Annotated in this window: 23 protein-coding genes; 8 read left to right on the top strand and 15 right to left on the bottom strand. The window is 70.0% G+C overall.

Annotated features, from left to right (window positions below; genetic code table 11):
* Positions 1-8: 8 nt before the first annotated feature.
* Genes BO221_RS11005 through BO221_RS10995 form a run of 3 tightly spaced genes read right to left on the bottom strand, consistent with a single transcriptional unit; the run spans position 9 to position 3,934 of the window.
* Complete coding sequence (locus BO221_RS11005) at positions 9-1,256, bottom strand: uracil-xanthine permease family protein (protein ID WP_073560381.1); 1,248 nt, start codon at positions 1,254-1,256, stop codon at positions 9-11.
* A gap of 9 nt (positions 1,257-1,265) precedes the next feature.
* Entirely contained in the window at positions 1,266-3,425 is a 2,160-nt protein-coding gene (locus tag BO221_RS11000) for a molybdopterin cofactor-binding domain-containing protein (RefSeq protein ID WP_073560380.1), read from the bottom strand.
* Entirely contained in the window at positions 3,422-3,934 is a 513-nt protein-coding gene (locus tag BO221_RS10995) for a (2Fe-2S)-binding protein (protein ID WP_073560379.1), read from the bottom strand. Before BO221_RS10995 ends, BO221_RS11000 begins: the two co-directional genes overlap by 4 nt.
* 205 nt (positions 3,935-4,139) lie before the next feature.
* Between BO221_RS10995 and BO221_RS10990 the strand changes: the two genes are divergently transcribed.
* Entirely contained in the window at positions 4,140-4,637 is a 498-nt protein-coding gene (locus BO221_RS10990) for a hypothetical protein (protein ID WP_143195387.1), read from the top strand.
* A 117-nt stretch (positions 4,638-4,754) separates the two neighbouring features.
* On the top strand, positions 4,755-6,083 hold the full coding sequence (locus tag BO221_RS10985) for an aminotransferase class V-fold PLP-dependent enzyme (RefSeq protein ID WP_198956095.1): 1,329 nt from the start codon (positions 4,755-4,757) through the stop codon (positions 6,081-6,083).
* Between the two features lie 14 nt (positions 6,084-6,097).
* Here BO221_RS10985 and BO221_RS10980 read toward each other — a convergent pair whose 3' ends face one another.
* The 4 genes from BO221_RS10980 to zwf form a co-directional block, all read right to left on the bottom strand.
* Positions 6,098-6,349: a hypothetical protein gene (locus BO221_RS10980; protein WP_073560378.1), complete on the bottom strand. Its 252-nt coding sequence runs from the start codon at positions 6,347-6,349 to the stop codon at positions 6,098-6,100.
* 112 nt (positions 6,350-6,461) lie between these two features.
* Positions 6,462-7,883 (bottom strand): NADP-dependent phosphogluconate dehydrogenase, encoded by a 1,422-nt coding sequence (gene gndA, locus BO221_RS10975; RefSeq protein ID WP_073560377.1) that lies wholly within the window; start codon positions 7,881-7,883, stop codon positions 6,462-6,464.
* A 113-nt stretch (positions 7,884-7,996) separates the two neighbouring features.
* A complete protein-coding gene (pgl, locus tag BO221_RS10970) occupies positions 7,997-8,665 on the bottom strand; it encodes a 6-phosphogluconolactonase (RefSeq protein ID WP_073560376.1) in 669 nt (222 codons plus the stop codon).
* The gene (zwf, locus tag BO221_RS10965; protein ID WP_073560792.1) at positions 8,662-10,206 is read right to left on the bottom strand and encodes a glucose-6-phosphate dehydrogenase; all 1,545 of its coding nucleotides are present in this window, start codon (positions 10,204-10,206) and stop codon (positions 8,662-8,664) included. The genes pgl and zwf overlap by 4 nt, the downstream gene beginning before the upstream one ends.
* Positions 10,207-10,439: 233 nt before the next feature.
* On the opposite strand from zwf, the gene BO221_RS10960 reads away from it, so the two are divergent.
* The 4 genes from BO221_RS10960 (at position 10,440) to BO221_RS56060 (ending at position 14,229) form a co-directional block, all read left to right on the top strand.
* Entirely contained in the window at positions 10,440-10,781 is a 342-nt protein-coding gene (locus BO221_RS10960; protein ID WP_043404129.1) for a hydrogenase maturation nickel metallochaperone HypA, read from the top strand.
* Between the two features lie 131 nt (positions 10,782-10,912).
* Entirely contained in the window at positions 10,913-12,589 is a 1,677-nt protein-coding gene (locus tag BO221_RS10955; RefSeq protein WP_073560375.1) for a serine/threonine-protein kinase, read from the top strand.
* A 23-nt stretch (positions 12,590-12,612) separates the two neighbouring features.
* A complete protein-coding gene (locus BO221_RS52430) occupies positions 12,613-13,509 on the top strand; it encodes a DUF2381 family protein (protein ID WP_073560374.1) in 897 nt (298 codons plus the stop codon).
* 48 nt (positions 13,510-13,557) lie between these two features.
* Complete coding sequence (locus tag BO221_RS56060; protein ID WP_233165900.1) at positions 13,558-14,229, top strand: hypothetical protein; 672 nt, start codon at positions 13,558-13,560, stop codon at positions 14,227-14,229.
* Between the two features lie 27 nt (positions 14,230-14,256).
* On the opposite strand, the gene BO221_RS10940 is transcribed toward BO221_RS56060, so the two are convergent.
* The 8 genes from BO221_RS10940 to BO221_RS10905 form a co-directional block, all read right to left on the bottom strand.
* The gene (locus tag BO221_RS10940; RefSeq protein WP_073560373.1) at positions 14,257-16,275 is read right to left on the bottom strand and encodes an ABC transporter permease subunit/CPBP intramembrane protease; all 2,019 of its coding nucleotides are present in this window, start codon (positions 16,273-16,275) and stop codon (positions 14,257-14,259) included.
* A 10-nt stretch (positions 16,276-16,285) separates the two neighbouring features.
* Complete coding sequence (ccmA, locus tag BO221_RS10935) at positions 16,286-17,011, bottom strand: heme ABC exporter ATP-binding protein CcmA (protein WP_073560372.1); 726 nt, start codon at positions 17,009-17,011, stop codon at positions 16,286-16,288.
* Between the two features lie 72 nt (positions 17,012-17,083).
* Positions 17,084-17,416 (bottom strand): transcriptional regulator, encoded by a 333-nt coding sequence (locus BO221_RS10930; RefSeq protein WP_073560371.1) that lies wholly within the window; start codon positions 17,414-17,416, stop codon positions 17,084-17,086.
* The gene (locus BO221_RS10925; RefSeq protein WP_073560370.1) at positions 17,413-18,105 is read right to left on the bottom strand and encodes a hypothetical protein; all 693 of its coding nucleotides are present in this window, start codon (positions 18,103-18,105) and stop codon (positions 17,413-17,415) included. Before BO221_RS10925 ends, BO221_RS10930 begins: the two co-directional genes overlap by 4 nt.
* A gap of 109 nt (positions 18,106-18,214) precedes the next feature.
* Positions 18,215-19,927 (bottom strand): GNAT family N-acetyltransferase, encoded by a 1,713-nt coding sequence (locus BO221_RS10920; RefSeq protein ID WP_073560369.1) that lies wholly within the window; start codon positions 19,925-19,927, stop codon positions 18,215-18,217.
* A 65-nt stretch (positions 19,928-19,992) separates the two neighbouring features.
* A complete protein-coding gene (locus tag BO221_RS10915; protein WP_073560368.1) occupies positions 19,993-21,180 on the bottom strand; it encodes a tetratricopeptide repeat protein in 1,188 nt (395 codons plus the stop codon).
* Between the two features lie 106 nt (positions 21,181-21,286).
* Positions 21,287-22,237: a hypothetical protein gene (locus BO221_RS53605; protein ID WP_143195385.1), complete on the bottom strand. Its 951-nt coding sequence runs from the start codon at positions 22,235-22,237 to the stop codon at positions 21,287-21,289.
* Positions 22,238-22,342: 105 nt separating this feature from the next.
* Positions 22,343-23,878 (bottom strand): FAD-binding oxidoreductase, encoded by a 1,536-nt coding sequence (locus BO221_RS10905; protein ID WP_073560790.1) that lies wholly within the window; start codon positions 23,876-23,878, stop codon positions 22,343-22,345.
* Between the two features lie 161 nt (positions 23,879-24,039).
* Between BO221_RS10905 and BO221_RS10900 the strand changes: the two genes are divergently transcribed.
* On the top strand, positions 24,040-24,759 hold the full coding sequence (locus BO221_RS10900; RefSeq protein ID WP_083680938.1) for a TIGR02269 family lipoprotein: 720 nt from the start codon (positions 24,040-24,042) through the stop codon (positions 24,757-24,759).
* 25 nt (positions 24,760-24,784) lie between these two features.
* Complete coding sequence (locus BO221_RS10895; RefSeq protein WP_073560367.1) at positions 24,785-25,507, top strand: double-CXXCG motif protein; 723 nt, start codon at positions 24,785-24,787, stop codon at positions 25,505-25,507.
* Positions 25,508-25,509 lie beyond the last annotated feature (2 nt).

The raw sequence follows: 25,509 nt of genomic DNA, 5'->3' as shown, positions 1-25,509 counted from the left end.
AGCCCCTGTCACGAGCCGGACGGGGGCTCCCCGGCGGGATGGGCATCCACCTCCTCGCGGTCGAGCGAGGCGGGCAACAGCGCATTGGCGAGGATGCCCACGAGCGCGGCCAATGCCATGCCGTGCAACTCCAGGTGCACGTCGCCGAAGGCCACGGGAATCTTCGCGCCGCCCAGGCCGAGCACGAGGATGAGGCTGACGACGATGAGGTTGCGGCTGTGGGCGAAGTCGATGCGCGCCTCGGAGAGGGTGCGGATGCCCACGGAGGCGATCATCCCGAAGAGCAGGATGCTGACGCCGCCGAGCACGCCCGCGGGGAGGCTCTGGAAGACGGCGGCCAGCTTGGGCGAGAGGCCGAAGAGCATGGCGAAGCCGGCGGCGATGCGCAGCACCGCGGGATCATAGACACGGGTGACGGCGAGCACCCCCGTGTTCTCCGCGTAGGTGGTGGCGGCGGGGCCTCCGAGCACCGCCGAGGCCATGTTGGCGAGGCCATCGGCGAAGAGGGTCCGCGGCAGGCCGGGGCGCTCGAGGAAGTTCTTCCCCACCACGCGGCCATTCACGATGACGTCGCCGATGTGCTCGATGAAGGTGACGATCGCCACCGGGGCGAGCACGAAGATGGCGCTCCACGAGAACGCGGGGCCGTGGAAGGGAGGCAGGCCCACCCAGGCGGCATCGCGGATGGCGCCGAGCTTCGCGGGCTCCACGGCGCCGAGCACCAGCGCGACGAGGTAGCCGGTGATGACGGCGATGAGAATGGGAATCATCTTGAAGAGGCCGCGGGCGAAGACGCTGGTGACGATGGCGGCCAGCAGCGTGACGAGCGCGAGGACCCAGTGACTCTGCGCCTGGTTGACGGCGACGCCGGCGAGGCTCAGCCCGATGACGATGATGACGGGGCCGGTGACGATGGGGGGAAACACCTGCTGGACGAGGCGGATGCCCACGGCCTTCACCAGGGCGGAGAAGACGAGGTACATGGCGCCCGCGGCGAGGAGCCCACCGCCCACGGCGGCGGGGCCCTCGGCCTTCAGCACGGCGATGATGGGGGCGATGAAGGCGAAGCTGCTGCCCAGGAAGATGGGCACGCCCAGCCCGGTGAGCACGTGGAAGAGGAGGGTGGCGAGCCCGGCTCCGAAGAGGGCCACACTGGGATTGAGGCCGGTGAGCAGCGGCACCAGCACCGTGGCGCCGAACATGGCGATGGTGTGCTGGAGGCCCAGCACGACCTTCTTCTGGAGCGGGAGGGGCATGGGCCCGCCTTAGAGCTTCAGGGGCAGGGTCCGCAAGCGCTTCCCGGTGAGCGTGAAGAGGGCATTGGCCACGGCGGCGGCCACCGGACCCATGGGCGGCTCGCCCATGCCGAGCGGCTTGTCGCCCTCGCCCACCAGCAGCGTGTCGATGTCCGGCGCTTCCCGCATCGTCAGCAGCGGGTAGTCGTAGAAGTTCTCCGCCTCCACCTGCCCGTTCTTGAGCGTGATCCGCTCAGAGAGGGTGGAGCTCAGGGCCATCATGATGCCGCCCTCCACCTGGGCGGCGGCGCCGTCCGGGTTGATGACGAGCCCGCAGTCCACGGCGCAGGTGAAGCGGTGCACGCGCGGCCGCCCGTTCTCCACGGAGACCTCGGCCACCTGGGCCACCACGGTGTTCATGTCCACGGAGCACGCGATGCCCCGCGCCCGGCCCTCGGGAGCGGCCGTGCCCCAGCCGGCCTTCTTCGCCGCGGCCTCCAGCACCCGGCGGAAGCGGCGTCCCATTTCGTCGTCGCCGAGGTGCTTGAGCCGGAAGGCCAGTGGGTCCTCGCCCGCCGCGTGGGCGAGCTCGTCCATGAAGCCCTCCACCGCGAAGGTGTTGGCCAGCAGGCCCAGGCCCCGCCAGGTGGCGGTGGGCACGGGCAGCTCCACACGCTGGGCCAGCGTCCGGCGGTGGGGCATGTCGTAGCGGATGGTGGCCCCTCGCCAGGAGCCGAAGTCCGCTCCCATCACCGCGCTCACGGCTCCGGGCATCAGCGCGAAGATCACGTCACCGCTGGCCTGCTGGTGGTCGAAGGCCAGCACCTTGCCGGACTCCAGCGAGGCCTTCAGTACGTGGTGCGTGGGCGGGCGGAAGAAGCCATGGCGGAACTCCTCGGCGCGCGTCCACCCCACGTGCACCGGCCGGCCCGTGGCTCGGGACAGCCGAGCGGCCTCGATGGGGGCCTTCGCGTCCAGGCGCCGGCCGAAGCCACCCCCCAGGTGCGTGGGGACGATCTCGACGCTCTCCTCGTCCCGCTCCAGCGCCTTCGCCACCTGCTTGCGGATGCTCCCGGGCATCTGGGTGGACGTCCACACCCGCACCCGCTCCGGCTTCACCTCCACCAGCGCGGCCTGAGGCTCCAGGTGCGCGTGCGCCGCCAGCGGCGTGCGGTACTCGGCGCTCAGTTGCTTGCCGCGCCCCAGGTGCGCCGGCACGTCGCCCTCTTCCTGGACGAGCACGCCCTCTCCGTCCTTCACCGTCGTCCGCGCGTCGACGTCCGCCTGCTGGAGCGACTCGCCCTCGGTCCACTCCAGCTCCAGGTGCGCCAGGGCCGCGTGGGCCTGCTCTCTGGACTCGGCGGCCACGGAGGCGAAGTCGCTTCCAATCAGCACCTCCACCACGCCGGGCTGCTGGCGCGCCTTGCCCTCACGCGCGGCGCGCAGCGTGCTCCCCAGCCGCGGCGGCCGGGCCGTGGCCCCGTACAGCATGCCGGGCAGCCGCTGGTCATAGCCATACACGCCCTGGCCGGTGAGCTTGGCCTCCAGGTCCACACGCGGCATCGACTTGCCGATGAACTGGAAGTCCTTCGCCGGCTTGAGCGCCGGTGGCTGCTCGGGCACTTCCCACGTGCCCGTGTGCTTCGCCACCACCTCGCCGTAGCGCAGCTTCTTCTCGGGCTGGTCCCTCACGCTCAGCGTCCCCCCGGCGGCCACGATCGCGCTGGCCTGCACGCCCAGCTGACGGGCGGCCTCGGCGCGCAGCATCTCCCGCAGCGTGGCGGCTGATTCGCGCAGGGGCTGGTACAGGCCCACCACCGTCATGCTTCCCGAGGTGCCTTGTTTGTCCACCGGTCCATGCGCGGTGGTGGCGTGCACCACCTCCAGCCGCTCCCAGGGGACTTCCAGCTCCTCGGCGGCGATCTGCGCCAGCGCGGTGTGGATGCCCTGGCCCATCTCCACCTTGGGCAGGTGCAGGCGCACCCGGTCGTCCCGCAGGACCTCGAACCAGAGGGTGGGGTCCAGCGGATCCGACGAGGGGACGAGGCCCTTGTCCACGGCGCGCGCCACCTCCAGGCGTATGGCGGGCAGGCCCAGGGCGAGCGCTCCCACGCCACCCACGCCGAGGCCCAACAGGAACTGCCGGCGCGTGGGGCGCCAGCTCTTCTTCGGAGCCACCGCGTCACTCATGGCTTCGTCTCCTGGGTCAGCGGCTTCGTCTCCTGCGCCAGCTGCTGCGCCGCCGAGAGCACGGCCTTCTTGATGCGGCAATAGGTGCCACAGCGGCAGTAGTTGTTCTGCATGGCCTCCACCACCTGGTCGGGCGTGGGGCTCGGGTTGCGCTCCAGCAGGGCGGCGGCGCTCATCATCTGCCCGCTCATGCACCACCCACACTGGGGCACCTGCACGTCGAGGAATGCCCGCTGCACGGGGTGCAGCTGGGGTTTGCCATCCGGCCCCGGGGTGGACAGGCCCTCCACGGTGCGGATGCGTGCGTCAGCGGCCAGCGTGGACACCGGGGTGAGGCATGCGCGCGTGGCCACTCCATTCACATGGATGGTGCACGCACCGCAGATGCCGGCACCGCAGCCGAAGCGGGTGCCAACCAGGCCCAGCTCGTCCCGAAGGACCCACAGCAGCACGCGGTGGGGGTTCTCGTCGGGAACCTCGTACTCCCGGTCGTTGATGGTGAGCTTCATGTGTTTTTCAGGGGGGGCGGGCAGGGGTTGTGCTTCCTCTGCCAGGGGGGTGAGGAAAGATAACCCAGCGGCAGGGCGTGCGCCTCGGGTTCTCATTCCTCCGCCTGCCTCCATGCTCGCCGCTACTCCGGGTGCGCATTCCGTGGAGTGTGCTTCTTTTGCGTGTTGATGGACGCCACCGGAGCCCTTCAGCATGCGGCCGCGCATGAAGACAGCGACCTCCGCTCGTTTCCTGACCGGGCTCCTCCGTGGAGCCGTGTGGCTGCCGTGTCTGGCCTTCCTGGTGATGTGGGCGTTCAGCTACGGCTTCTACACCTCGTTTGGGCTCGACATGGACCGGGAGCGGGAAGGTGCCGTGAGGCGGACGCATCATCGGATCCGCTGGCCAGGGGATGGCTCCTTCTGGGTGGGTGCCGAGTCGTTCTGGATGCCGGCCTCGGAGCCCGTGGATGCCTTCGACCTGGGTGGTGCCTTCTTCCGTGCGCCGCGCAGGCCACAGCCTCGCTCCTCGTGGAACCGGGTGGGCTTCTGGTTCATCCACGCGGAGCACCCGCGGCCCCTCGTGCCGGTGCAATCCTCGGCGAACGCGGGGGCGTTCTGGGTGGGCGTTCCGAGCTGGTTGCCACCGCTGCTGCTGGGTCTCTGGCCCGCCAGGGTGTGGCTCCGCGGGCGGCGGGTCGCGAAATCCCCCGAGTCCCGGTGAACGCGGGCCCAATGGCATGAAACACTTGCAACATCGGAGAATGTGAGAAGTGCGTATGGAATGCCCGCGCGTGCGCCGTTAGGCTTTGCATGACCATCCTTGGAAGGAGTTGCGTGCATGCTGAGCCGGCGCGGTTTTCTCCTCACCAGTGCGCTCGCCGCGGGTGCGGGTGCTGTTCCCACCGGAGTCGCCGCGGAGAAGAAGCCGAGGGCCGCTCCCTTCGACTCGAAGGACTGGGGCGCCGTGCGGCGGCAGTTCGACCTCGACCCGAGTTACATCCACCTCAGCCTCTTCTTCCTCACGTCGCATCCGCGCCCTGTGCGTGAGGCCATCGCGGCCTACCGCCAGCAACTCGAATCCAACCCGCTCCAGACCGTGGAGCGGCTGGCGTTCGGTGGGCCGCCCGAGGAGCACGTCCCCGCGAAGGTGTGCAACGCGATTGCCTCGTACATCGGCGGGAGCGCGGATGACATCGCGCTGACCCAGAACACCACCACCGGACTCGCCGTCATCTACCAGGGCCTGCCCCTGAAGCCCGGAGATGAGATCCTCACCACCACGCACGACCACTTCGTGCACCACGAGGCCATCCGCCTCGCGGCCGAGCGCGCTGGCTCGACGTGGCGGAAGATTCCGCTCTTCGATTCCTACGACAGTGTTTCCGCCGATGACATGGTCGAGCGTCTGCGCAAGGCCATCCGTCCGGAGACACGCGTGCTGGGCGTGACGTGGGTGCACTCGAGCAGTGGGCTCAAGCTGCCGCTCCGGCGCATCGCCGATGCCCTCGCGGTGGTGAATCGCGAGCGCTCCCCGGATCGCCGGGTCTTCTTCGTCGTCGATGGGGTGCATGGGCTCGGCGTCGAGTCGCCGGACATCGTGGCCATGGGCATGGATGCGTTCTCCGCGGGGACGCACAAGTGGATATTTGGCCCGCGCGGCACCGGCTTCGTCTGGGCCCGCCCCGAGGTGTGGTCCGTCATGCGGCCCCTCATGCCGAGCACCTCGTCCGCCGAGCTGTTCTTCGCCTGGGCCGGTGAGAAGCCTCCCGACATGCCCGCTCGCGCCACCTGGTTCTCCCCCGGCGGCTTCCAGGCCTTCGAGCACTACTGGGCCGTCCCCCCCGCGTTCGAGTTCCATCGGGCCATCGGCCCCGCTCGCATCACCGAGCGCATCCACGAGTTGAATGCCCAGATGCGCGAGGGCCTGGCGAAGATGAAGCACGTCACCCTGTACACGCCCCGCTCGAAGGAGCTGTCCTCCGGCATGGTCTGCTTCGACGTGAAGGGCATGTCGCCGCAGCAGGTCGTGCAGCGGCTCGCGGAGCGGAACAGGATCCTCGCCTCGACCACGCCCTACGCCGTGCCCTTCGCGCGGGTGGCGTTCAGCATCCAGAACACCACGGCCGAGGTGGAGAAGACGCTCGCCGCCATCCGCTCCATGGTGTGAGTGGGCGCCGGGCGCTACTGCTCGAAGTAGATGCGCGGATACGCCCGGCGGTCGACGGTGCTCCACTCCTCGCGCGCCCTGGCCAGCTCCTTCCTGGCCACGGCGTAGGCCTGACCATGCATGAGGAGACCCGCGAAGAATCCCATCTGGAAGATCGGCCAGAGGCGGTGGGGAACACAGACGAGCTCCTCCGGTAGGAAGAGCATCGTCCAGTTCTTGAACCCGTAATGGGAGAACACCGGGCCGGCGACGAGGTGCGGAGTCATGGGTTCAACCCGGGATTCTCGATACCCTCACCCCGTCCCTCTCCCGGGGGGCGAGGGGATTTGGGCGGAGTGGGGGATTTGGGCGAAGTGGGGGAATCTGGGGCGCTTTGCTTCAGCTCCAGTCCGAGTGGACGAAGCCCGCATCGGGCTTGTCCCGGCGCTGGTAGGTGTGCGCTCCGAAGGCGTCTCGCTGCGCCTGCGTCAGGTTCTGCGGCAGCTCCGCGCTCCGGTAGCTGTCGAAGTACGCCAGACTCGCGCTGAACACCGGCACCGGAATTCCCAGCCGCGCCGCCACCCCCACCGTCCGCCTCCACGCCGGCGCCATCTTCCCCAGCACCGGCGCCAGGCTGTCCGCCAACATCAGGTTCGGCAGGTCCGGCTTCTTCTCGAAGGCCTCTCGCAACGGCGTGAGCAGCTTCGCGCGGATGATGCACCCCGCTCGCCAGATGCGCGCCATCTCCGCCAGCGACACGTTCCACTTGTACTCGTTCGACGCCGCCTGGATCAGCCGCATTCCCTGCGCGTACGTCACCACCCGCGCCGCGTACAGCGCGTCATGCGCCCACGCCGCCAGGTTCGTCTTCTCCTCCGCCGACAGGCCCTCGCCCTGTGGACCCGGTAGCACCCGGCTCGCCGCCACGCGCTCGTCCTTCATCGAGGACAGGTTGCGCGCGTCCAGCGCCCCCGCGATCGACGGCACCGGCACCCCCAGGTCCAGCGACACCTGCACCGTCCACTTCCCCGTGCCCTTCTGGCCCGCCTTGTCCAACACCATGTCCACCAGCGGCTTGCCCGTCTCCCCGTCCTTCTTGCGCAGCACCTTGACCGTCGTCTCCAGCAGGAAGGACTCGGCGATGCCCTCGTTCCACTTCGCGAAGAGGTCCGCCACCTGCTCCGCCGGCAGCCCGAGCCCGCGGCGCAGCAAGTCGTACGTCTCCGCCAGCAGCTGCATGTCCGCGTACTCGATGCCGTTGTGCACCATCTTCACGAAGTGTCCCGCTCCGTCCGGGCCCACGTGCGTGACGCACACCCCCGCCTCGCTCTTCGCCGCGATCGCCTCCAGCACCGGACGCACCACCGCGTACGCCTCGGCCGGGCCTCCCGGCATGATCGACGGACCGTACCTCGCTCCCTCCTCGCCGCCCGAGACGCCCACCCCCATGAAGTTCAGCCCCTTCTGCTTCCACGCCTCCTCGCGCTTGCGCGTGTCCTGGAACCAGGAGTTGCCACAGTCCAGCACCACGTCCCCAGGCTGCAGCAGCGGCTCCAGCTTCTCCATCATCGAGTCCACCGCCGCTCCCGCCGTCACCATCAGCATGATGCGGCGCGGCCGCTCCAGCGCCGCCACGAAGTCCTCCAGCTTCGCGTGGCCCTTCAGGCTCTCGGGTGCGCCCTTCGTCCGCAGTTCGTCGAAGCGCTCGGGGTGCCGGTCCCACACCGCTACCCGGTAGCCGTGGTCCGCCACGTTGAGCGCCAGGCTCTGCCCCATCACTCCCATCCCCGCCACTCCGAACTGCGCGTGTGCTGTGGTCATTGCGTTGACTCCTGTGCCCGCCGTGGGCTCACGGCGTTCAGCCCTGGGTTCTCGATACCCTCACCCCGTCCCTCTCCCGAGGGGAGAGGGGTGATTGGCGGGGGAGGGGACTGTTACTCCTGGCCCGCCGCGCTCCGGTCCATCATCCACTGCGCGTGCTCCACCTTCGCCGCCGGCAGGTCCTCTCCCGCCAGCACCCGCCGCACCATGTCCCGCTTGCCCGCCCCACTCACCAGCCCCAGCACCTTCCTCGCCGACCTCAGCACCGGCAACGTCAGCGTCATCCTCCACGGCGGCGGCTTGGGTCCCACCACCGCCAGCACCCGCTGCTCCTCCTCCTTCAGCGCCTCGTGCCCCGGGAAGAGCGACGCCGTGTGCCCGTCCTCGCCCATCCCCATCACCACCACGTCCAGCACCGGCGGCAACTGCCGCGCGTAGTCCCGCGCCGCCTGCTCCCGGTCCGCCCGCTCTCCCTGCATCCGGAAGATTTGATGCGGCGGCACCCCCAGCGGCTTGAAGAGCGCTTCCTCCGCCAACAGGTAGTTGCTCTCCGGGTGGTCCGGCGGCACGAAGCGCTCGTCCACGAAGTAGAAGTCCACCAGCGCCCACGGCACGTCCCGCTTCGCCAGCTCCCGGTACACCGGCCCCGGCGTGCTCCCGCCCGACAACGCGAGGCTCGCCCGCTGGCCTCCCGCCACCGCCTCCACCAACTGCCGCGCCACCCAGTCCGCGCCCGCCCGCCCCAACTCCTCCTTCTCCACCACGATGGGCGCCGGCCTCATCCCTTCAGCTCCATCCACCGCCGTCCGTCCCGGCCCAGCAGCGCCGACGCCGCGTCCGGCCCCGCGCTCCCAGGCTCGTACGTGTGCAGCGCTCCTCCCTTCCCCGAGTCCAGCGACTCGATGATGGGCGTCACCCACCCCCACGCCTGCTCCACGCTGTCCTGCCGCGCGAAGAGCGTCGTGTTGCCCCGCATGCAGTCCAGCATCAGCCGCTCGTACGCCTCCGGCACCGGCTTGTGGAAGCTGTTGGCGTAGTCGAAGTCCATGGTGACTCCGGCGATGTTGATGTCCTCGCCCGGCACCTTCGACTCGAAGCTCAGCGCGATGCCCTCGCGCGGCTGGATGCGCAGCGTGAGCACGTTGGGCTGCAACCGCTGGCACGTGTCGCTCGTGTTGAAGAGGCAGTGCGGCACGGACTTGTAGTGGATGGACACCTCCGTCACCCGCTTGCTCAGGCCCTTGCCCGCGCGCACGTAGAAGGGCACCCCCTGCCAACGCCACGTGTCCACGTACGTCTTCAAGGCCACGTACGTGGGCGTCTTCGAGTCCTTCGCGACTCCCTGCTCCTCGCGGTAGCCCCGGTACTGCCCCTGCACCACGTACTTCTCCACCTCGCTCCCCACCATGGGCCGCAGCGCGCGGAATACCTTGTTCTTCTCGTCCCGGATGTCCTCCGCCGCGAACGACACCGGCGGCTCCATCGCGCACAGCGCCAGCACCTGCAACAGGTGGTTCTGCACCATGTCCCGGATGACGCCCGTCTCGTCGTAGAAGCGCCCTCGCCCCTCCACTCCAATCTTCTCCGCCGCCGTTATCTCCACGTGGTCGATGTGCTGCCGGTTCCACAGCGGCTCGAAGATGGCGTTGGCGAAGCGGAAGACGAGGATGTTCTGCACCGTCTCCTTCCCCAGGTAGTGGTCGATGCGGAAGATCTGCTTCTCGTCCAGCACCGCCGCCAGCGCCCGGTTGAGCTCCTTCGCCGTGGCCAGGTCCCTCCCGAAGGGCTTCTCGATGACGAGCCGCCTCCAGGGCCGCTTCTCCCCGGCGCTCTCCCGGTACAGCAACCCGGCGCCGGACAGGCCCTCCAGCAACGAGGGGAAGGTGGAGGCCGGCGTGGCCAGGTAGTAGAGCTGATTGCCCTGCGTCCCGAAGCGCTCGGCGGTACGCTCCAGATGATCTCTCAGGCGCTGGTAGGAGGCCGGGTCGTCGTACGCCCCCGTCATCATCTCCAGCTTCGAGGACAGCCGCTCCCACGTGGCCTCGTCCAGCGGCTGCGTGCGGGCGAACTTCTTCAGCCCCTCCTTCACCTGGGCGCGGAACTGCTCCAGGTTGTGCTCCGAGCGGCTGAAGGCCACCACCGCGAAGTGCTCCGGCAGATTCCCCTGCCGCGCCAGCTCGAAGAGCGCCGGGAAGAGCTTGCGCTGCGCCAGGTCTCCCGTGGCCCCGAAGAGGACCATGACGCAGGGGTCCGGTCTGCCCGCCCGCAGCAGTGGATCTCCCTCGCGGGGATGGGTCTCGATGTGTACGCCCTGCTCGTCCATGTCACCCTCCGGAACGCCGATGCGGGGGAACATATGCGCTCGGCTCCTCGCGGGTGCATCAATACGTCGTCACACGCCCCCTCCCACGAGTCCGAGCCCTCGGTCCGGTGCCGGATGTGGGAGGGACAACCGTTGGCCGGATGACGTGCCTGGGGCCCCCTGCTCGCGGCGGCTCGGGGCGGACACGTACGCTGGCACGGCCGCCCCCGCGTCCTTCCCCCCGAGAGTGTCCCATGTACGAGTCCGCGCTCGCCCGGCAGGTGCTCGACACCGTCCTCCAGCGGTCCGTCTTCCATCGGACCTCGCGCATCCGTGTGGTGCGCGGCTGGGTGGCGGAGACGGAGTCCCTGTCCTCGGAGCGGCTGTCCTCCCAGTTCGCCACCCACGCCCGGGGCACGCCGGCCGAGGGGGCCCGGCTCCTGCTCCACCTCATCCACGTGGAGGCGCGCTGCCGCACCTGTGGCCGCACCTACGCCCCCGAGCACCACCTGCTGCGCTGCCCCGTGTGTGGCAGCGGCGACGGCGAGCAGCTCGGACAGACGGGCCTGGCCGTCACCGCCATCGAGGTGGACTGAGCTTCCCACCGGGCTTCTCACCGAGCCTCTCAGCGGGCTTCTCAAAGACGTCCTGTGAAACAGGCCCTACCCAGTGCGTCCGGGGCCCCCACCCACCGGTCGGGTAACCTGACCGCTGGAGGTGGGTGTGGATGCACGATGAGATGGACGGGCCCGGTGTGGGCGGGCGCGTGGCGGGCTTCACCCTCGAGGGGAAGATCGCCACCGGCAGCTTCGGCACCGTCTTCAGGGCCTCCCGGGATGGGCGCCGCTTCGCCGTGAAGCTGGTGCGCATGGGCCCCCGGGGCGAGCGCGAGGTGGACGCGTTGCGCCGGGCCCAGTTCCCCAATGTCGTCGGCTTCCTCGGCTACAGCGTCTGGCCGGAGGACGCGCCCCGCTTCCTCGTCCTGGCCCTGGAATTGGTGGAGGGCCTCCCGCTGGACGCGTGGGTCCGCGAGGAGAACCCGTCCGCGCTCGAGCTGGTGGAGCGGGTGCTGGTGCCGCTGGTGGACACCCTGGCGGACGTGCATGCCGCAGGCGTGGTGCACCGGGACGTGAAGGAAGCCAACATCGTCATGCGCGAGGCGGACGGGCAGCCGGTGCTGGTGGACTTCGGCGCCGCCGCGTACGAGGGCGCCCGGCGCCTGACGATGCAACTGCCGCCGGGCACCCCGGAGTACCGCAGCCCCGAGGCGCTGCGCTTCGCGAAGCAGTGGGAGGGCGAGCCCTATCCCTTCGGCCCGTCGGACGACCTGTGGGCGCTGGGGGTGATGCTCTACTGGCTCCTCACGCGCGAGCTGCCCTTCGGGGACAGGAAGAACCCCGGCCTGATGCGCGTCATCCTCGAGGAGACGCCTCCGGCTCCCCAGGTGCTCAACCCGCGGGTGCCCCCGGCACTGGGCACGCTGTGTCTGCGCATGCTGGAGAAGGCGCCCGAGGCCCGCTTCGCGGATGCCGTGGCGCTCGAGGAGGCCCTGGAGGACGCGCTGAAGGACGCGGCGGCCCGGGCGGATGACTCCTGGCGCGTGCCGCTGTTTCCCGGGGGGAAGCGGGAGAAGCGCCCCGAGCCGGCTCCGGTGCCACGTTCTCGTCCGGAGGGACGGAGATGGCCCTGGGCCGCCGGGCTCTGTGCGGCCGTGCTGGGGGGCGTCCTGTGGGGAATCTCCGCGCGCCGGCCAGAAGCCACCCAACGTCCCGCGTCCACCACCCCTCTCCCGTCGCAGCAGGCTGTCCCACGCCAGGAAGTCGCGTCCGCTCATACGACGGGAGAAGTTGACCAGGGCGCGGCTTCCGAGGCGTCACCCCCTTCCACTTCCGCGCCAGTCGCCCGTGCGACGCCGCGAAGCGAGGAACCCGCCATGAAGAAATCCCAGACGACCCGCTCCCTGCTCGCCGCCGGCTGTCTCGCTGGCTCCGGCTGTGCGAGCGCGCAGCGCCCGCCTCCCGCTCCGGCCGAGTGCCCGCCCGGAGCCGCCGCCACCCGCGAGCGGTTCCAGATTCCCGCGGGAGAGGTGCAGCCCACCATCTTTCCCGCCTTCGAGAGCACCCGGATCGCCGTCATCCGCGAGGGCGAGGTCACCGTCGAGATGCTGGGCACCTGGGGAAGACTGCCGGAGCACACCCGCTTCCGGGGCCAGGCCATCTTCGGGACGGGGCGGGTCTATGGCCGCTTCAGCGAGGCCCTTCTGCCCGGAGGGGAGATCCTGCCCGTCTGCTTGGAGTGGGTGTCTCCCGCGGGCGTTGGCTGGGAGATGCGCCCGGGGAGCACGGCGAAGGAAGCACACATCTGGTGGGATCCCCGCATCATGTCCGTGTTCAGCTTCCGCTAGTCCCGCGCTGGAGGCCGTCTTCCGTGCTCTCATCCCCGCTCTGGTCCCTCCTGGCACTCCTGCCCTTTCAAGGCGCCGTCGTGGAGCCATCCCCGGTGGCTCGCTGCGAGGACGTCCAGCGCATCGAACTGGCACTCGAGCCCTCCGCCGCGGCCCGGGAGATCTGTGTCAGTCCGGGGCTCACGACGAGCCTGCGCTTCGACGCTCCCGTGAGCGTGGATCTGCAGGACGAGGTGCACTTCGAGGCGGTGGTGCGTAACCGCAAACTGCTCACGGTGATGCCGCCCCCCGAGATGAGCGCGGGGGAACGGCTGCGGCTCACGGTGCGCTTCGAGGGAGAACCGGCCTCGAGCGGTACCACGTTGATGCTGGTGGGCCATTCGGGGCAGGCGACACACCAGGTAGAGGTGTCGCGCGACGCGCGCACCCGGGAGTCGCTCCGGCAGGAGTTGCTGCAAGAGCGTGCCAGGACGGCGCAACTGAGCGAGGCGCTGGCGCGAACCCAGGCCCTGCTCGCGCAGTCGGGGGATTTGCGGAGCCTCATCGCCAGCAAGACGATGGGGCCCAGCGGAGTGCAGGCCCAGGCGATCTTCCCGGAACGGCCCGGGCAGCCGGAAGGGGGCCTCTCCTGGGTGAGTGGGATCAGCTACCGTGCCAACAAGACCGTGGCGGCGGAGGTGTGGCTGCGCAACTCCGGGCCAGAGCCGTGGCGAGTGGCCGGAGGCTCACTGGTGGACGCGCGGGGCGTGGAGATGAGGGGGTTGAAGTTCCGGCAGGACGAGGACATCGCGCCCGGCCAGCTCAAACCGGTCATCGTGGAAGTGGATGCGTCCTACGCGCAGGCTCGTGGTGAGTTGACGCTGACGCTGTGGGACGAGCGGGGACGCATCATCACGCTGCCCAAGGTCACCTTCCCGTAGACGGGGCTCCAGGACGGGCATGGTTCCCCAAGGGTTACTGAATCCACCATGGTACCGCGCTTCTTCGTTTTGAAAGATGAATACAGGGGAGTCCACGATGCCGAGTTCGGCAGAATCGATGACGACGACAACGTAGGTGAAGCCGCTCGATGCCCTCGATGTGGAGACTTCATCAGCATGTTGCCGTGGCTGCCTCCCTATCGTGTCACGTTGGACCTCTATGGTCAGGAGTTGGGTGACTTCATGAGAGGGGTTGGCAATTCGCTCGTCAGTGAGCGCTTCGCCGAGGCTTTCCGCTCGGAGGGCCTCAGGAGGCTGCAGGGTTTCCACCCCGTGGAAGTGAGGCGGGTGCGCAGGCAGCGCCGAGGGCCCAAACCCTCCATCGTGCCTGGCTATTTCCTGGTCACGCCCGTCTTCGGTAGTGCGGCGGTGGATGAGGCCCGCAGCTGCATCCGGCGCTCCTCGCCCATCACCTGTAACTGGTGCCGTGAGACCGGAGTAGACTCCATCCACGGGGTTGTTCTCGAACAGGGCAGCTGGAATGGCGACGACATTTTTACCGCCCGCGGTCTGCCCGGTTCCATTGTCGTCTCCAAGCGCTTCGCGGATTTCGTGGCCCGGCATGGCTTCACCAACATGAAGCTGACGCCCACGGAGGAGTACACGTGGGACCCGCTGAGGCGTGGCCCGCCGCCCTCTACTCCGGGCGGACAGGCCTGAGACTCCCTGGCTCGCAGTGCCTTGCTCTCAGGCTGCATTGGGCCGCGGCACGGGCGAGATCTGCTCAGGGGCCGGCACCGCGGCTTCCCCGCGCAGCAGCCACAGCGCCACCACCCCGGGCACGCACAGCACGAGCGTCACCTGCCAGGACTGGGTCCACGCCGGCTGCGTCTCCATGCGCGCCAACAGCACGCTGCTGGCGTTGTTGACGAAGTGCAGGACGACTCCGGCCAGCAGCGAGCGCGTGCCCAGCGTGGCGTAGCCGAGCACCAGCCCCACCACCGCGGCGATGAGCACGTGCACCGGGTGGATGTGGAGCAGGCCAAAGGTCAGCGCGCTGCCCACCACCGCCACCGTGCGCGAGCCCGTGCGCGACAGCCCCGACAACATCACCCCTCGGAAGGCCGCTTCCTCGCACACCGCCGGAGCCAGTGCCACCACCGCCAGCGCCAACGCGAGCGGCCAGCGGGCACTCTCCTTCATCAGCAGCTCCAGCAGCCGCATGAACTCCTCCGTCCCCGGCGGCGATACGGTTTCCAGCACCCGGCTCAGCACTCCCTGCAGGCCGAACACCCCCGGCACCAGCAGCAGCACCGCGAGTGCCCCTCGCCCCGTGGGCAGCCGCAGCGAGAACACCTCCCGCATGTCCGCTCCCGAGCGCTTCACCCACAGCACCGCCACCGCCAGGAAGATGCCCACCTGGCTCACCGCCAGCACGCCCCACATCGGCAGCCGCTTCCACAGCAGCACCCCCGCGAAGAGCGAGCCCACCAGCACCACCGCGAAGTAGAGCAGGGCGCTCCCGGGCGAGAAGTGGTCTCCCCGCCGCACCTTCCGGCCGAATACGTCCCTCCACGGCTTCTCTCCCGACAGCAGCACCTGCTCGCTCTCGAAGACCCGCGCCGCGAAGAGCAGCCCCGCCACCGCCCAGGCCAGCGTGGTCGTGAACACCACTCCGAAAATCCCCGCCGACACCTTCGCCGTCAGCAGCTCGCGCAGCAGCAGCGACACGTTGACCAGCGGCACCATGGCCAACCCGGGTGTCAGCTCCAGCCCCGGCACCATGGCCGCATGCGCCGCCGCCATCACCACGAGCAACAGCGGCGTGAGGTAGTTCTGGCCCTCCTTGAAGCTGCGCGCCATCACCCCCACCGCCACGAGCATCGCGCTCACCAGCAGCGCCAGCGGCACCAGCGCGGCGAACACCGCCGCCAACACGCCCACGCTCACGTGCACCCGCCCCATCGCCCCTCCCGCGATTCCCACGATGGCCAGCCCCATCGCCCCCAGGTTCACCAGCGCCCCGCCCAGCGTGAAGATGCTCACCACCCCGTACTTGCCCAGCACCACCTCCAGCGGCCGCACTGGCGCGCAGAGCAGCGTCTGCAACGTGCCCCGCTCCTTCTCGCCCGCCGTCACGTCGATGGCCGGGTAGAAGCCCGACATCACCAGCGCGCACAGCAGCAGGTACGGCAGCACCCACGCCAGCCATATGCCCATCGAGCGGAAGTTCGTCTCCTTCACCTGGAGCGGCTCGGCCAGCTCCGGCGACAGCCCCGCCTGCTCGAAGCGGCCTCGCACCGCGTGCAGCCGCACCCCCTCCAGCACCTTGTCCAGCCGCTTGCGCGCCACCGCCGAGCCCAGGCGCCCCGTGTCGAAGTAGAGCTCCAGGACGAGGCTCTCCCCGGCTCCCTCCACTGGCACCGTCTTCACGGTGAGCACCACCTGCACCTGGCGCTCTTCCATCAGCTTCTGGGCCTCGCGGGCGGGCGCCTCCGGAATCGCGTCGCGGCGCTCCACCCACTCCACGTGCTCCGCCTTCTCCATCTGCTCCAGGACCGAGGCGGGCGCGGGCCCCCAGATGGCCAGCTTCAACGGTTGCTCCTGGAACCGCTGATTGGCCATCCCGGACATCAGCACGGAGCCCACCAGGATGAGCGGGTAGAGCAGCATCGGCACCCCGACGAGCAGCGCGAGCGTGCGCCGGTCTCTCAGGGCCTCCAGCAAGTCCTTCCGGAAGAGCGCGTAGGCAATGGCGAAACGCATGGGACACCTCTCAGGCGGACCGCGAGGGCAGGTAGTGGAGGAAGGCCTCGGTGAGCGTGCGGACTCCGGCGCGTGCACACACCTCGGGGATGGGGCCCTGATCGAGCGCCTCGCCCTGGTGCAGCAGCACCACCCGGTCACACAGGTAGTCCACCTCTCCCATCACGTGCGTGGAGAAGAGGATGGCCTTGCCCGCGTCCTTCGCCGCGCGGATGGCGTCCAGCAGGAAGCGTCCGGAGAGCACGTCCAGCGCCGTGGTGGGCTCGTCCAGGATGAGCGCCGGTGGGTCATGCAGGAACGCCCGCGCCACATTCGCCCGCTGCTTCTGCCCCGCCGACAGCGTCCCGCAGGGCTTGTCCGCGAAGGCGCCCATCTCGAAACGCGCGATGAGCTCCTCCGTGCGCCGCTTCAGGTGCGCCGGCTCCAGCTCGTGCAGCTGGCCGAAGAAGGTGAGCACCTCGCGCGGGCTCAGCCGCTGCGACAGCGCCGTGTCCCCCGAGAGGAAGCCCAGCCGCTGCTTGACGCGGAAGGCGTCCGCCGCCGTGCTCGCCCCGTCCACCAGGCCCTCCCCCTCCGAGGGCGTCAGCACTCCGGCCAGCATGCGCAACAGCGTCGTCTTCCCCGCGCCGTTGGGGCCCAGCAGCCCCACCACCTCTCCGGCGGCCACCGTGAAGCTCACCTCCTTCACGGCCGTGAAGCCGCCGTAGTGCTTCGTCAACCTCCGCGCTTCGATCATGGCGTACCCCTCCCGTGACGGCCCCTCCCGCCGCGCGCGAGGGCCGTGTGCTCTTCCACGATGTGTCCGTGCTCAGTCCGTGCCCTGCGGCACCCAGCCCCGGGCCTTGCTGCGCAACTGCTCCAGCTGCTGCCAGTGCCGCTCCACCGCCTCGCGCCCCGGTTTCGTCACCGCGATGCGCGTCAGCGGCGTCTTCCCCTTGAACTGCTTCTCCACCGCCACCAGCCCCGCCTCCTCCAGCTTCGCCAGGTGGCTGGACAGGTTGCCCTTGGACAGGCCCGTGAGCCGCTGCAGGTAGAGGAAGTCCGCGCTCTCGCACGACGTCAGCGCGGTGAGCAGCGCCAGCCGCGCGGGCTCGTGGATGAGCCTGTCCAGCGCCGCCAGCTCCTCGAAAGGCGCCTTCATCCCGGCACCTCCTCGGTCTCCGGTTCGGGCTCATGGCCCAGCGTGCGCACGAGCAGCCGGTGGTCCATCACCCCCATCACCACCACGGCCAGACCCCACATCCCCGACAGGGTGACTCCCGCGGCCCACGCGTCCGACGTGAAGGGCAGGGCCCTCAGCAGCGCGTACACCGGGTTGGCATCCATCGCGTGCAGCACCGCCATCGCCACGAAGCCGCCGGCCACGCCCAGGTAGTGGCCCGCCACCCCGCCGCTCCACTTCCAGTACCACGCCAGCCCCACCGCCGAGACGGAGAGGATCCAGACGACCGGAGGCTCCGCTGGGTTCGCCAGCATGGACTTGTGGAGCACCACGGTGAGCACGCCCACGGCGAGCCCGGCCACCACCGACACGCCGAGGGCCCGATTCATGCGCCGATTCGTGGTGACGCTCCGGCGCACCTCGCCGAACCTCCGGCGGTAGTACGGCCCCAGCAGCGCGTAGCACCCCAGCGCCAGCACCGAGGCCCCCAGCATGACGAGGATGCCCATTGCCAGGTGCTTCTTCGCGTCCACCCCTTCCGGCGTGGGCAGCGCCATCCACGCCGCGAAGCCGAGGTACACCACCCCCAGCGGCACGAAGCGCAGGCCCTGCACCCAGTCGTAGTACGTCGTCACGAACTGGATGCGCTGCAGCTGTTGCTCGGACATGGTGGCCTCCCCCTTCAGCAGGGCAGACAGGTTTGCACTACAAACCAAGAGGTAACCCGCCCGCCTGCTCGGTGTCAACAACCAGTTTGTGGTGCAAACCGCGCCCGGTTCACCAGACGCCGACGCCGAGGTGCAGCCCGCCGCGGGCCTCGATTTCCTCCAGCAGCGCGGAGCCGCCGAGCGCCAGGGCGTAGGCGGGCATGGACTCGGTGACGAGCCGGCCGTCGTCCCGGGCGAGGTAGGTCACCGGGGCGCCGAGGCGGGAGAAGCCGGAGGAGCGCAGCAGCTTCTCCCCGGCGCGGGTGATGAGGAAGGCGAGGGCGAGCTCCACGCCGCGCCCGGCGAGCAGCCCCAGCACGTGTTGGGTGAGGAGCGTGCCCAGTCCCCGCCGCTGGTGCTCGGGCGCCACGGCGATGCCCAGGCCCGCCACCTTCACCATCCGGCCGCCCAGCATCACCTCGCGGAAGGTGATGGCACGGAAGCCCGCGAGCACTCCGCCCCGCCGCACCGTCACCACCAGGTCCGGCCGCGTATCGTAGTAGTAGCGGCCATGCAGCGCGGGCTCCCCCGGGATGCAGCGGGCCACCAGGGCGCACAGCTCCGCTTCCAGCCCGGGCGGCAGCTGCCGGGTGTCGTGCACCTCGAGCGACTCGTCCACGCTGGCGGCGGGCCGGGCCCTCCCGCGTGCCTTCACCGTCTCGTTGTAGAGCACCACCTTGTGCAGCTCCACGGTGCCGCCGAAGACGGAGAGGCACAGCAAGTCCCTCAGCATTCCCTCGGCGCCCTCGCCCCGGCGCAGGCCCTTGCCTCCGAGAATCCGGATGAGGCCCTGGGCCGCGTCCACCGCCGCCTCCACGCCGTGCAGCTTGAGGATGGAGAGGGTGCCGAACACCTCCTCGCCCCGGGCCAGCGCGCCGAGCGTCGCGTCCAGCAGCGCCTCCAGCGTCTCCTCGGCCACGCGCATGCGCACCAGCCGCTCTTGAATGTACTGGTGGCGCCCCAGGGGCTCGCCGAAGGTGCGGCGCGATTGCGCGTGGGCCAGCCCGCGCTCCAGACAGCGGCGCACCGCCGCGAGGTACAGCACCCCGGTGAGCAGCCGCTCCTCGGTGAAGGTGGCGCGGAACAGGCGTACTCCGTCCCCCAGCTCGCCGAGCCGCGCGTCCTCGGGCAGCACCACCCGGCGGGCGATGAGGTTGCCGGTGGCGGAGGTGTTCAGTCCCGTGAGGTCCGTCACCGGGCGCAGGTGCACGCCCGGCCAGGCCGTCTCCACCAGGAAGAGGTTCACCGCGTGGGCCGGAGGCACGCCGCCCAGCCGCGCGGAGACGATGGCCAGGTCCGCGGGCCCCACGTTGGTGATGCTGCACTTGCGCGCGTCCAGCCGGGGGCCTTCCGGCGTGGGCACCACGCGCGCGCGCAGGGCGAGGAGGTCCGTGCCCGCGCGGGGCTCGGTGTTGGCCACCGCGCCCACCCACTCGCCGGACAGCAACCGGGGCAGGTGCCGCGCGAGCTGGGCTTCCGTGCCGGCCCGGGCCAGCAGCCGCACGCAGACGAGGTGCGCGAGCAGCGAGGTGGCCAGCCCGAGGTCTCCCGAGCCCGCCGCGAAGCCCGCGAGCGCATGCACCGCGCCCGGCAGTCCCTCGCCCCCCATGGAGGGCTCCAGGGCCACGCGGAACAGGCCCGCGTCGCCGAGCCACCGGAACGCCGCGCGATCGAAACCCGGGGCCGCCGCCTCGCCCTTGCGCCGCTGGCGGCCTTGCTTCGTGCGCTCGGTGCGGTAGCGCTCACCCAGGGTGCGGAATCGCTCGTGAAGCGCGCTCCTCATGCCGGCCTCCTGTCGAGGCCGATTCTACACCCGGGCGGTTTCCCCGGGCGGGGGCCGCCAGGGGGTCAGGCCTTCGCCAGCGCCTGCTCCAGGCGGGCGGCCTCCTGCCGCACCTCGTCCGTCTCGGGCAGGGGCAGGGCCAGCACCTTCTTCACCTGCTCGCGCGCCTTGGCCGGCTGTTCCGCCCGCGCGAAGGCCAGGGCGAGGTTGAGCAGGGGCTCGGGCCGCTGAGGGGCCCGCCGGGTGGCCTCCTCCAACACGGTGATGGCGCGGGTGAGGTGTTGCGCCTCGTTCTCCTCGGCCATGCGCAGCAGCAACTGGCCGAGGTTGTTGGCGGCACGCCAGCCGTCGGGCGCCAGGCCCATGCCCGCCTCGTAGGCCGCCACCGCCTTGTCGTACGCGGGCGGCTCCTCCGCCTCGTAGCAGGTGGCCTCCGCCATCTTGAGGGACTCGGTGGCCAGGCCCAGCGAGTCCATGGTGCGGCACAGGTGCAGCACCTGCTGGTACTGGCCACGCGCCAGCATGAGCTGCGCCAGGTTGGCCTGCGCGTCCGGATCCCTGGGCCGGCTCGCCGCCAGCGCCGAGGCCGCCTTGTAGGAGGCGTTCACGTCGCGCAGCGCCATGCTCAGCACGGTGAGGGTCCCGAGCAGGCGCGGGTGGCGGGGAATCTCCTTGAGTCCCTGCTCGAGCACGCGCTTGGCCCCCAGCAGGTCATCCCGCGACGCGAGCGCGTGAGACAGGCTGAGGTAGGCGGGCATGAAGCGGGGGTGCTTGGAGATGACCTGCCGCAGCGTGGCGAGGCCCTCGGCGTCCTTGCCCGCCTCCACCTGCACCTGCCCCAGCCGGTAGAGGAAGACGGAGTTGGCCGGGTCGAGCTGCGCGGCCTTGGCGAGCGACTCGAGCGCCTGCTCCGTCTTGTCCTGCTTGATGAGCATCATCCCGCGGCCGAAGTGGGCCTCGGCGCGCTTGGGCTCCTTCGCCATCACCTGCTGGTAGGCCTTGAGGGCCACGTCCAGCTGGCCCTTCTGGGCGGCGACGTTCGCGCGCAGCAGCACGGTGTCCCCGGTGGGACCCTGGGCCTCGGCCTTGGTGATGAATTCCTCGGCCTGCGGGAGATTGCCCTGCAGCAGGGTCAACTTGGCCAGCACCACCAGGGCGTCGCGGTTCGTGGGCTGACGGGCGAGGACCTTCTTCGCCTCCGCGTGGGCCTGGGCCAGCTGCCCCGCCGCGAGGAGCTTCTCGAGAGGATTCATGGAGTGGGAGTGTCCCCCAGGGTCCGGGGGCTGTCGAGCGTGGGCTGGAAACGCGAAGGGGCCCCGCCGAAGCGAGGCCCCTGGGTACAGCGGTCAGCGCGAGGGACTACCAGGCGGTGACGAAGTCCTTGACGCCCTCGGCCGCGTCCTTGATGCCGCCGCCGATGTCCTTCACGGTGTCCACGGCCTTGCCCACGTCCAGCTCCACGCCGAACTCCACGCTGCCGCCGATGCCCAGCGCGGCGCCCACGTCGAAGTTGGCCGACAGCTTGCCGTCCTGCAGGCCCACGTTGGCCTCGAACTCGGCGCCGATACCGGCGAAGGCCTCCGCGCCCACCGTGGCGGTGGCCGGCCCGATCTCCTGCGACACCTCGCCGCTGGCGCGGGCGCCGGCGAACGCCTCGCCGCCCACCGTGGCCGCCACGTCACCGTTGAGCGGATCCACCACCACCTGGCCCTGCACGCTGGCCTCGGCGCCCACGTTGCCCTCGGCCTGCCACGAGGTCTTCCCCACGGGGCTGTCCACGTGGCCCTCGACGGAGCCGCGCACCAGGTTGGCCTGGGCCTCGGCGCCGCCCGAGGCGATCACCTTGCCGTTGGCCGGGTCGAAGGCCACCGAGCCGTTGGCGCTGGCGCCGGCCGTCAGGGCCTGGCCCTCGACCGTGTTGTGGAAGGAGCCGTTCACATCACCGGAGGTGTGCGAGCCCTGGAACGCCGCCCACTCCGCGCCCACGCTGCCGGAGGCCAGCTCCTGCTCGAAGCCGCTCGTCTCGAGCGTCTTCTGGGTGGCCGTCTGGCCGGGGCTGTTGGTCTGCGTGGTGCTGGTGGTGCGGCGCTGGCCGTCGATCAGCCCCTGCTCGTGCGGGTTGAGCGTCTCGCCACGCTTCTGCTTGGCAACGGCGGCGTCGATGTCCGCCTGGCGCTGCGGGTTGTTGTCCGCGCGGAAGTCCCGCTGGATCTCACGGTGCGCCTGGTTGCGCTCCGCACCCGGCTCAGCGCGGCTCTGCGACACGGGACGGTAGCGGTTGAACTCAGCGGAACGCGAGATCGAGGTCATGACGGGGGGCTCCAGGGGAATTTGGCGAGTGCGGCGTTGAACAGGTTATCGGCGGTGATCGCGGGGAGTTTCCTGCACACTTATTTTTCGTGAATTTTCCCGGGACTACCCGGGGTCTTCCCCAGGAATTCCGGGCACATAGCGCCCCGGGGCCAGGATGCCGGCCGGATCAACGGCCTGTTTCAGGCGCCGCAGGAGCGCGGCCGAGTCATCCCCGGTGGGCAGGGCGTCCTCCGCGGACTGGAGGCCCAGGCGGGTGGGGTAGTAGCCGGCGGTGGTGAGCTCGCGCGCCAGCGCCCGGTAGCAGGCCAGGGCGCGCTCGTCCTCGCCGCGCTTGTCGCGATCAAAGGCGAGGGCCACGACGAGGTACAGGCAGCGGGCGGAGTGGGCCAGCAGCGCCAGGTTGGGCTCGAAGCCGAACATGCGGGGGAGGCGGTCCGCGATGGCCACGGCGCGCTGGGCCTCCTCGCCCGTGAAGGGCAGGGCCACCGAGCACCAGATGAAGCCGCAGCGATCCCGGTCCGGGTGGGGCTCGTCCGGCTTGGGCGTGCGCTTGCGCCAGTACGTCATGGACAGGTTGATGTCCGTGGGGACGCCCTGGAAGGGGCTCTCTCCGTCCACGGAAGGAGGCGAGAGGCGCAGCGGGCGTGGCAGTCCCTCGAGCGCGGAGGCCAGCCGCCGCTCCAGCACCGCGCCCATGTCCACGTCCGGGGCGTGGAGGGCGCCGCTGATGGCCCAGCGGCCGAAGCCCTCGCGGAACTGATCCAGCAGGAAGGCCGGCAGGGGCGTGCGCCCACTGGTGGCGGCATACGGGTACTGCTGCGCGAGGCTGAGCGCCTTGATGTCGTTCCAGAAGAAGAAGCTGCTGCGCAGCGTGCCGTCCAGCGCGAGCTCCTGGAGCTTGTCCAACCGCTCGAAGAGCTGCGCGTCCTCGTCCACCGAGATGAAGAACTCGCGGAGGTAGGGTTGCTTGCGCGCGAGCCAGAACGTCATGCGCGTCACCACGCCGAGCGAGGACTGGCTGAAGAGGCCGTCCAGCGAGGGGCCCACGCCCCAGCGGAAGACGGGAGCGGCCCGGGCGCCGGGGAAACGCGCCAGCCCCGTCTCCACCCGCTCGCCCGTGGGAAGCACCACCTCCAGGGCACACACGTGCTGGAAGATGTCCGCGTGTGGCCCGCGCCCGTCCCCCCGCTCGAGCGCGTTGCCCACCATGCTCGCGTCCGGGGAGCCACCAATGGAGGTGATGAAGGTGCGGGAGTCCCGGGCCCGCAGCCACGCATGGGCCTGGCGGAAGGTGACGCCGGGCTCCACGGTGAGATACGCGAGCTTCTCGTCATGGGCGAGGATGCGGTTCATCCGGCCCAGCTCCATCAACACGCTGCCGTCCCGGGGCGGCACGCGCGAGCCGTAGCCCCAGTTGCGTCCGGTGCTCACCGGGTAGACGGGGACGCGGTGCTCCTGGGCGATGCGCAGGCAGGCCTGGACCTCGGCGGTGCTCGCCGGGCGGAGGATGGCGGGGATGCGCTGGGTGGTGGCGAAGGTGGCCGTCTCCGCGGCCGCGAGCGCCTCGGGCTCGGTGACGACGTGCTCCTCGCCCAGCGCGGAGCGCCACGCGGCCAGGGCGGACTCCAGCGCGCTCATGGGCGCCTCCAGGACGGAGACGGGCACGGGCTCGGGGGAGGGGGGCACGGCTTCCGGTGGTGAAGGCTCACGCACCTAAGTATGCCAGACACCACGAGCGGGACCGCATGGGCCTGCGCGTGCGTCGCGGTGCCTCCGCGTCATTGATACAAGGGGACGGGATGCACAGGCTCTTCCCACTTCGCTCCTTGCTGTCGCTGTTTCCCGCCGCGCTGCTGCTGGCCGCGTGCGCCACTTCTTCACCCGTGGTGCGTGAGTGGGAGGCGACGGAGCATGACGATGCCCTCGCCTGTGAGGACGCGGACGCCGATCGGTGTGTCGTGCTGGCCTGTGAAGAGGGCGAGTGCGGCATCTTCGGGTGTGAGGATGTGGATCCGGAGGCGGTCGCACGCGCGCAGCTGAGCCATGGTGCGGAGCTGGCTCGCGGCTCCCGTCCTTCCTTCCGCACCCCTGGTACGCAGCGCAACTGGAGGCGTGCCGGGCTCAGGGATGGTGTCCGGCCCCGCATGACGTTCCACTTCGAGTACCGCCACGGCTACCTTCCGGCCTTCCCCCGGCTCGAAGGCAGGCTGATCAAACACCACCTGTTCCCGCAGCAGGAGAAACTGGCGCAGTGGTTCAAGATCCAAGGTATCAACATCCATCAGTGGACGATGCTCATTCCGGAGCATGTGCACTTGCGCATCCACAGTGGAGCGCGGGGCGGCGCGTGGAACGCGGCGTGGGATCAATTCATGCGCGCCAACCGGTATCGCCGTGTGTCGCCGGAGGAGTTGCTGCGCACGGCGTTCGAGTTCGCCTTCCGCTTCGACATCGTCGGTCCCCTCATGCCGTACTCCGCCACGGTTTCCCCTCCAGGCCCCCAACTCCTCGGTCCGTGACCGCCGAGGATGGAGACATGAACGCATGAAGTTCTATCAACTCGAGCGAGACCCCTCGCCACGCTACACGGGTTATCTGAATGCCGCGCACAAGTGGGGGTTGCCCGGTCTGGAGCCCTGCCCGACATGTAAATGCGGAGGGGCGGGGGCAGGCCTCGAATACCCGTGCGTGGACCTGTCCAGCTTGCCACCGCACGAGTTGAAGAAGCTGTCCGACTTCTGGCCCGTCCCACTCAAGGAGATCGAGCGGCTGCGGGAGGTGGTGCGCCCGTTGGTCCCTCCGGGAGCCATGCTGGAGCCAGGAACACTGTTCGGGCCCCTGCAAGGCACCGGGGTGGGTTACTTCGGCCAGTTGGATCTGTATGTGCCCTGGGCGCTGTGCCTGCGCCGCGAGGCGTTGGAGCGCTTACAGGAAGCGGGCGTGCGGGGCCTTCAGGGTTGCCCCACCCGCATCCGCTTCCGCACCAAACATGCCCCCACGTTGCTCGAGCTGCAGATGGAACTGCACGGCCAGTTCCACCCCGACTGCCTGCCGCCAGACCTCCAGCCCCCATGCCCCACCTGCGGGAATGACTTCCTCACCCTCCCGGAGCCCATCATCCTCGATGCCGCTACGCTCCCCTCGGAGCCCGACCTTTTCCGGTTGAGGCAGAGCGGAACGCTCATCGTCGCCAATGAGCGTTTCGTGGAGACGGTGCGGCGCCTGGAGCTGGATGGGGTGCTCTTCCACGAGCTGGAGGTCCGCTGACG

Source organism: Archangium sp. Cb G35, from assembly GCF_001896145.1.
Lineage (GTDB): Bacteria > Myxococcota > Myxococcia > Myxococcales > Myxococcaceae > Archangium > Archangium violaceum.
Note: the sequence above shows the minus strand (reverse complement) of the source record. Positions and strands in the feature narration are given on the sequence as shown.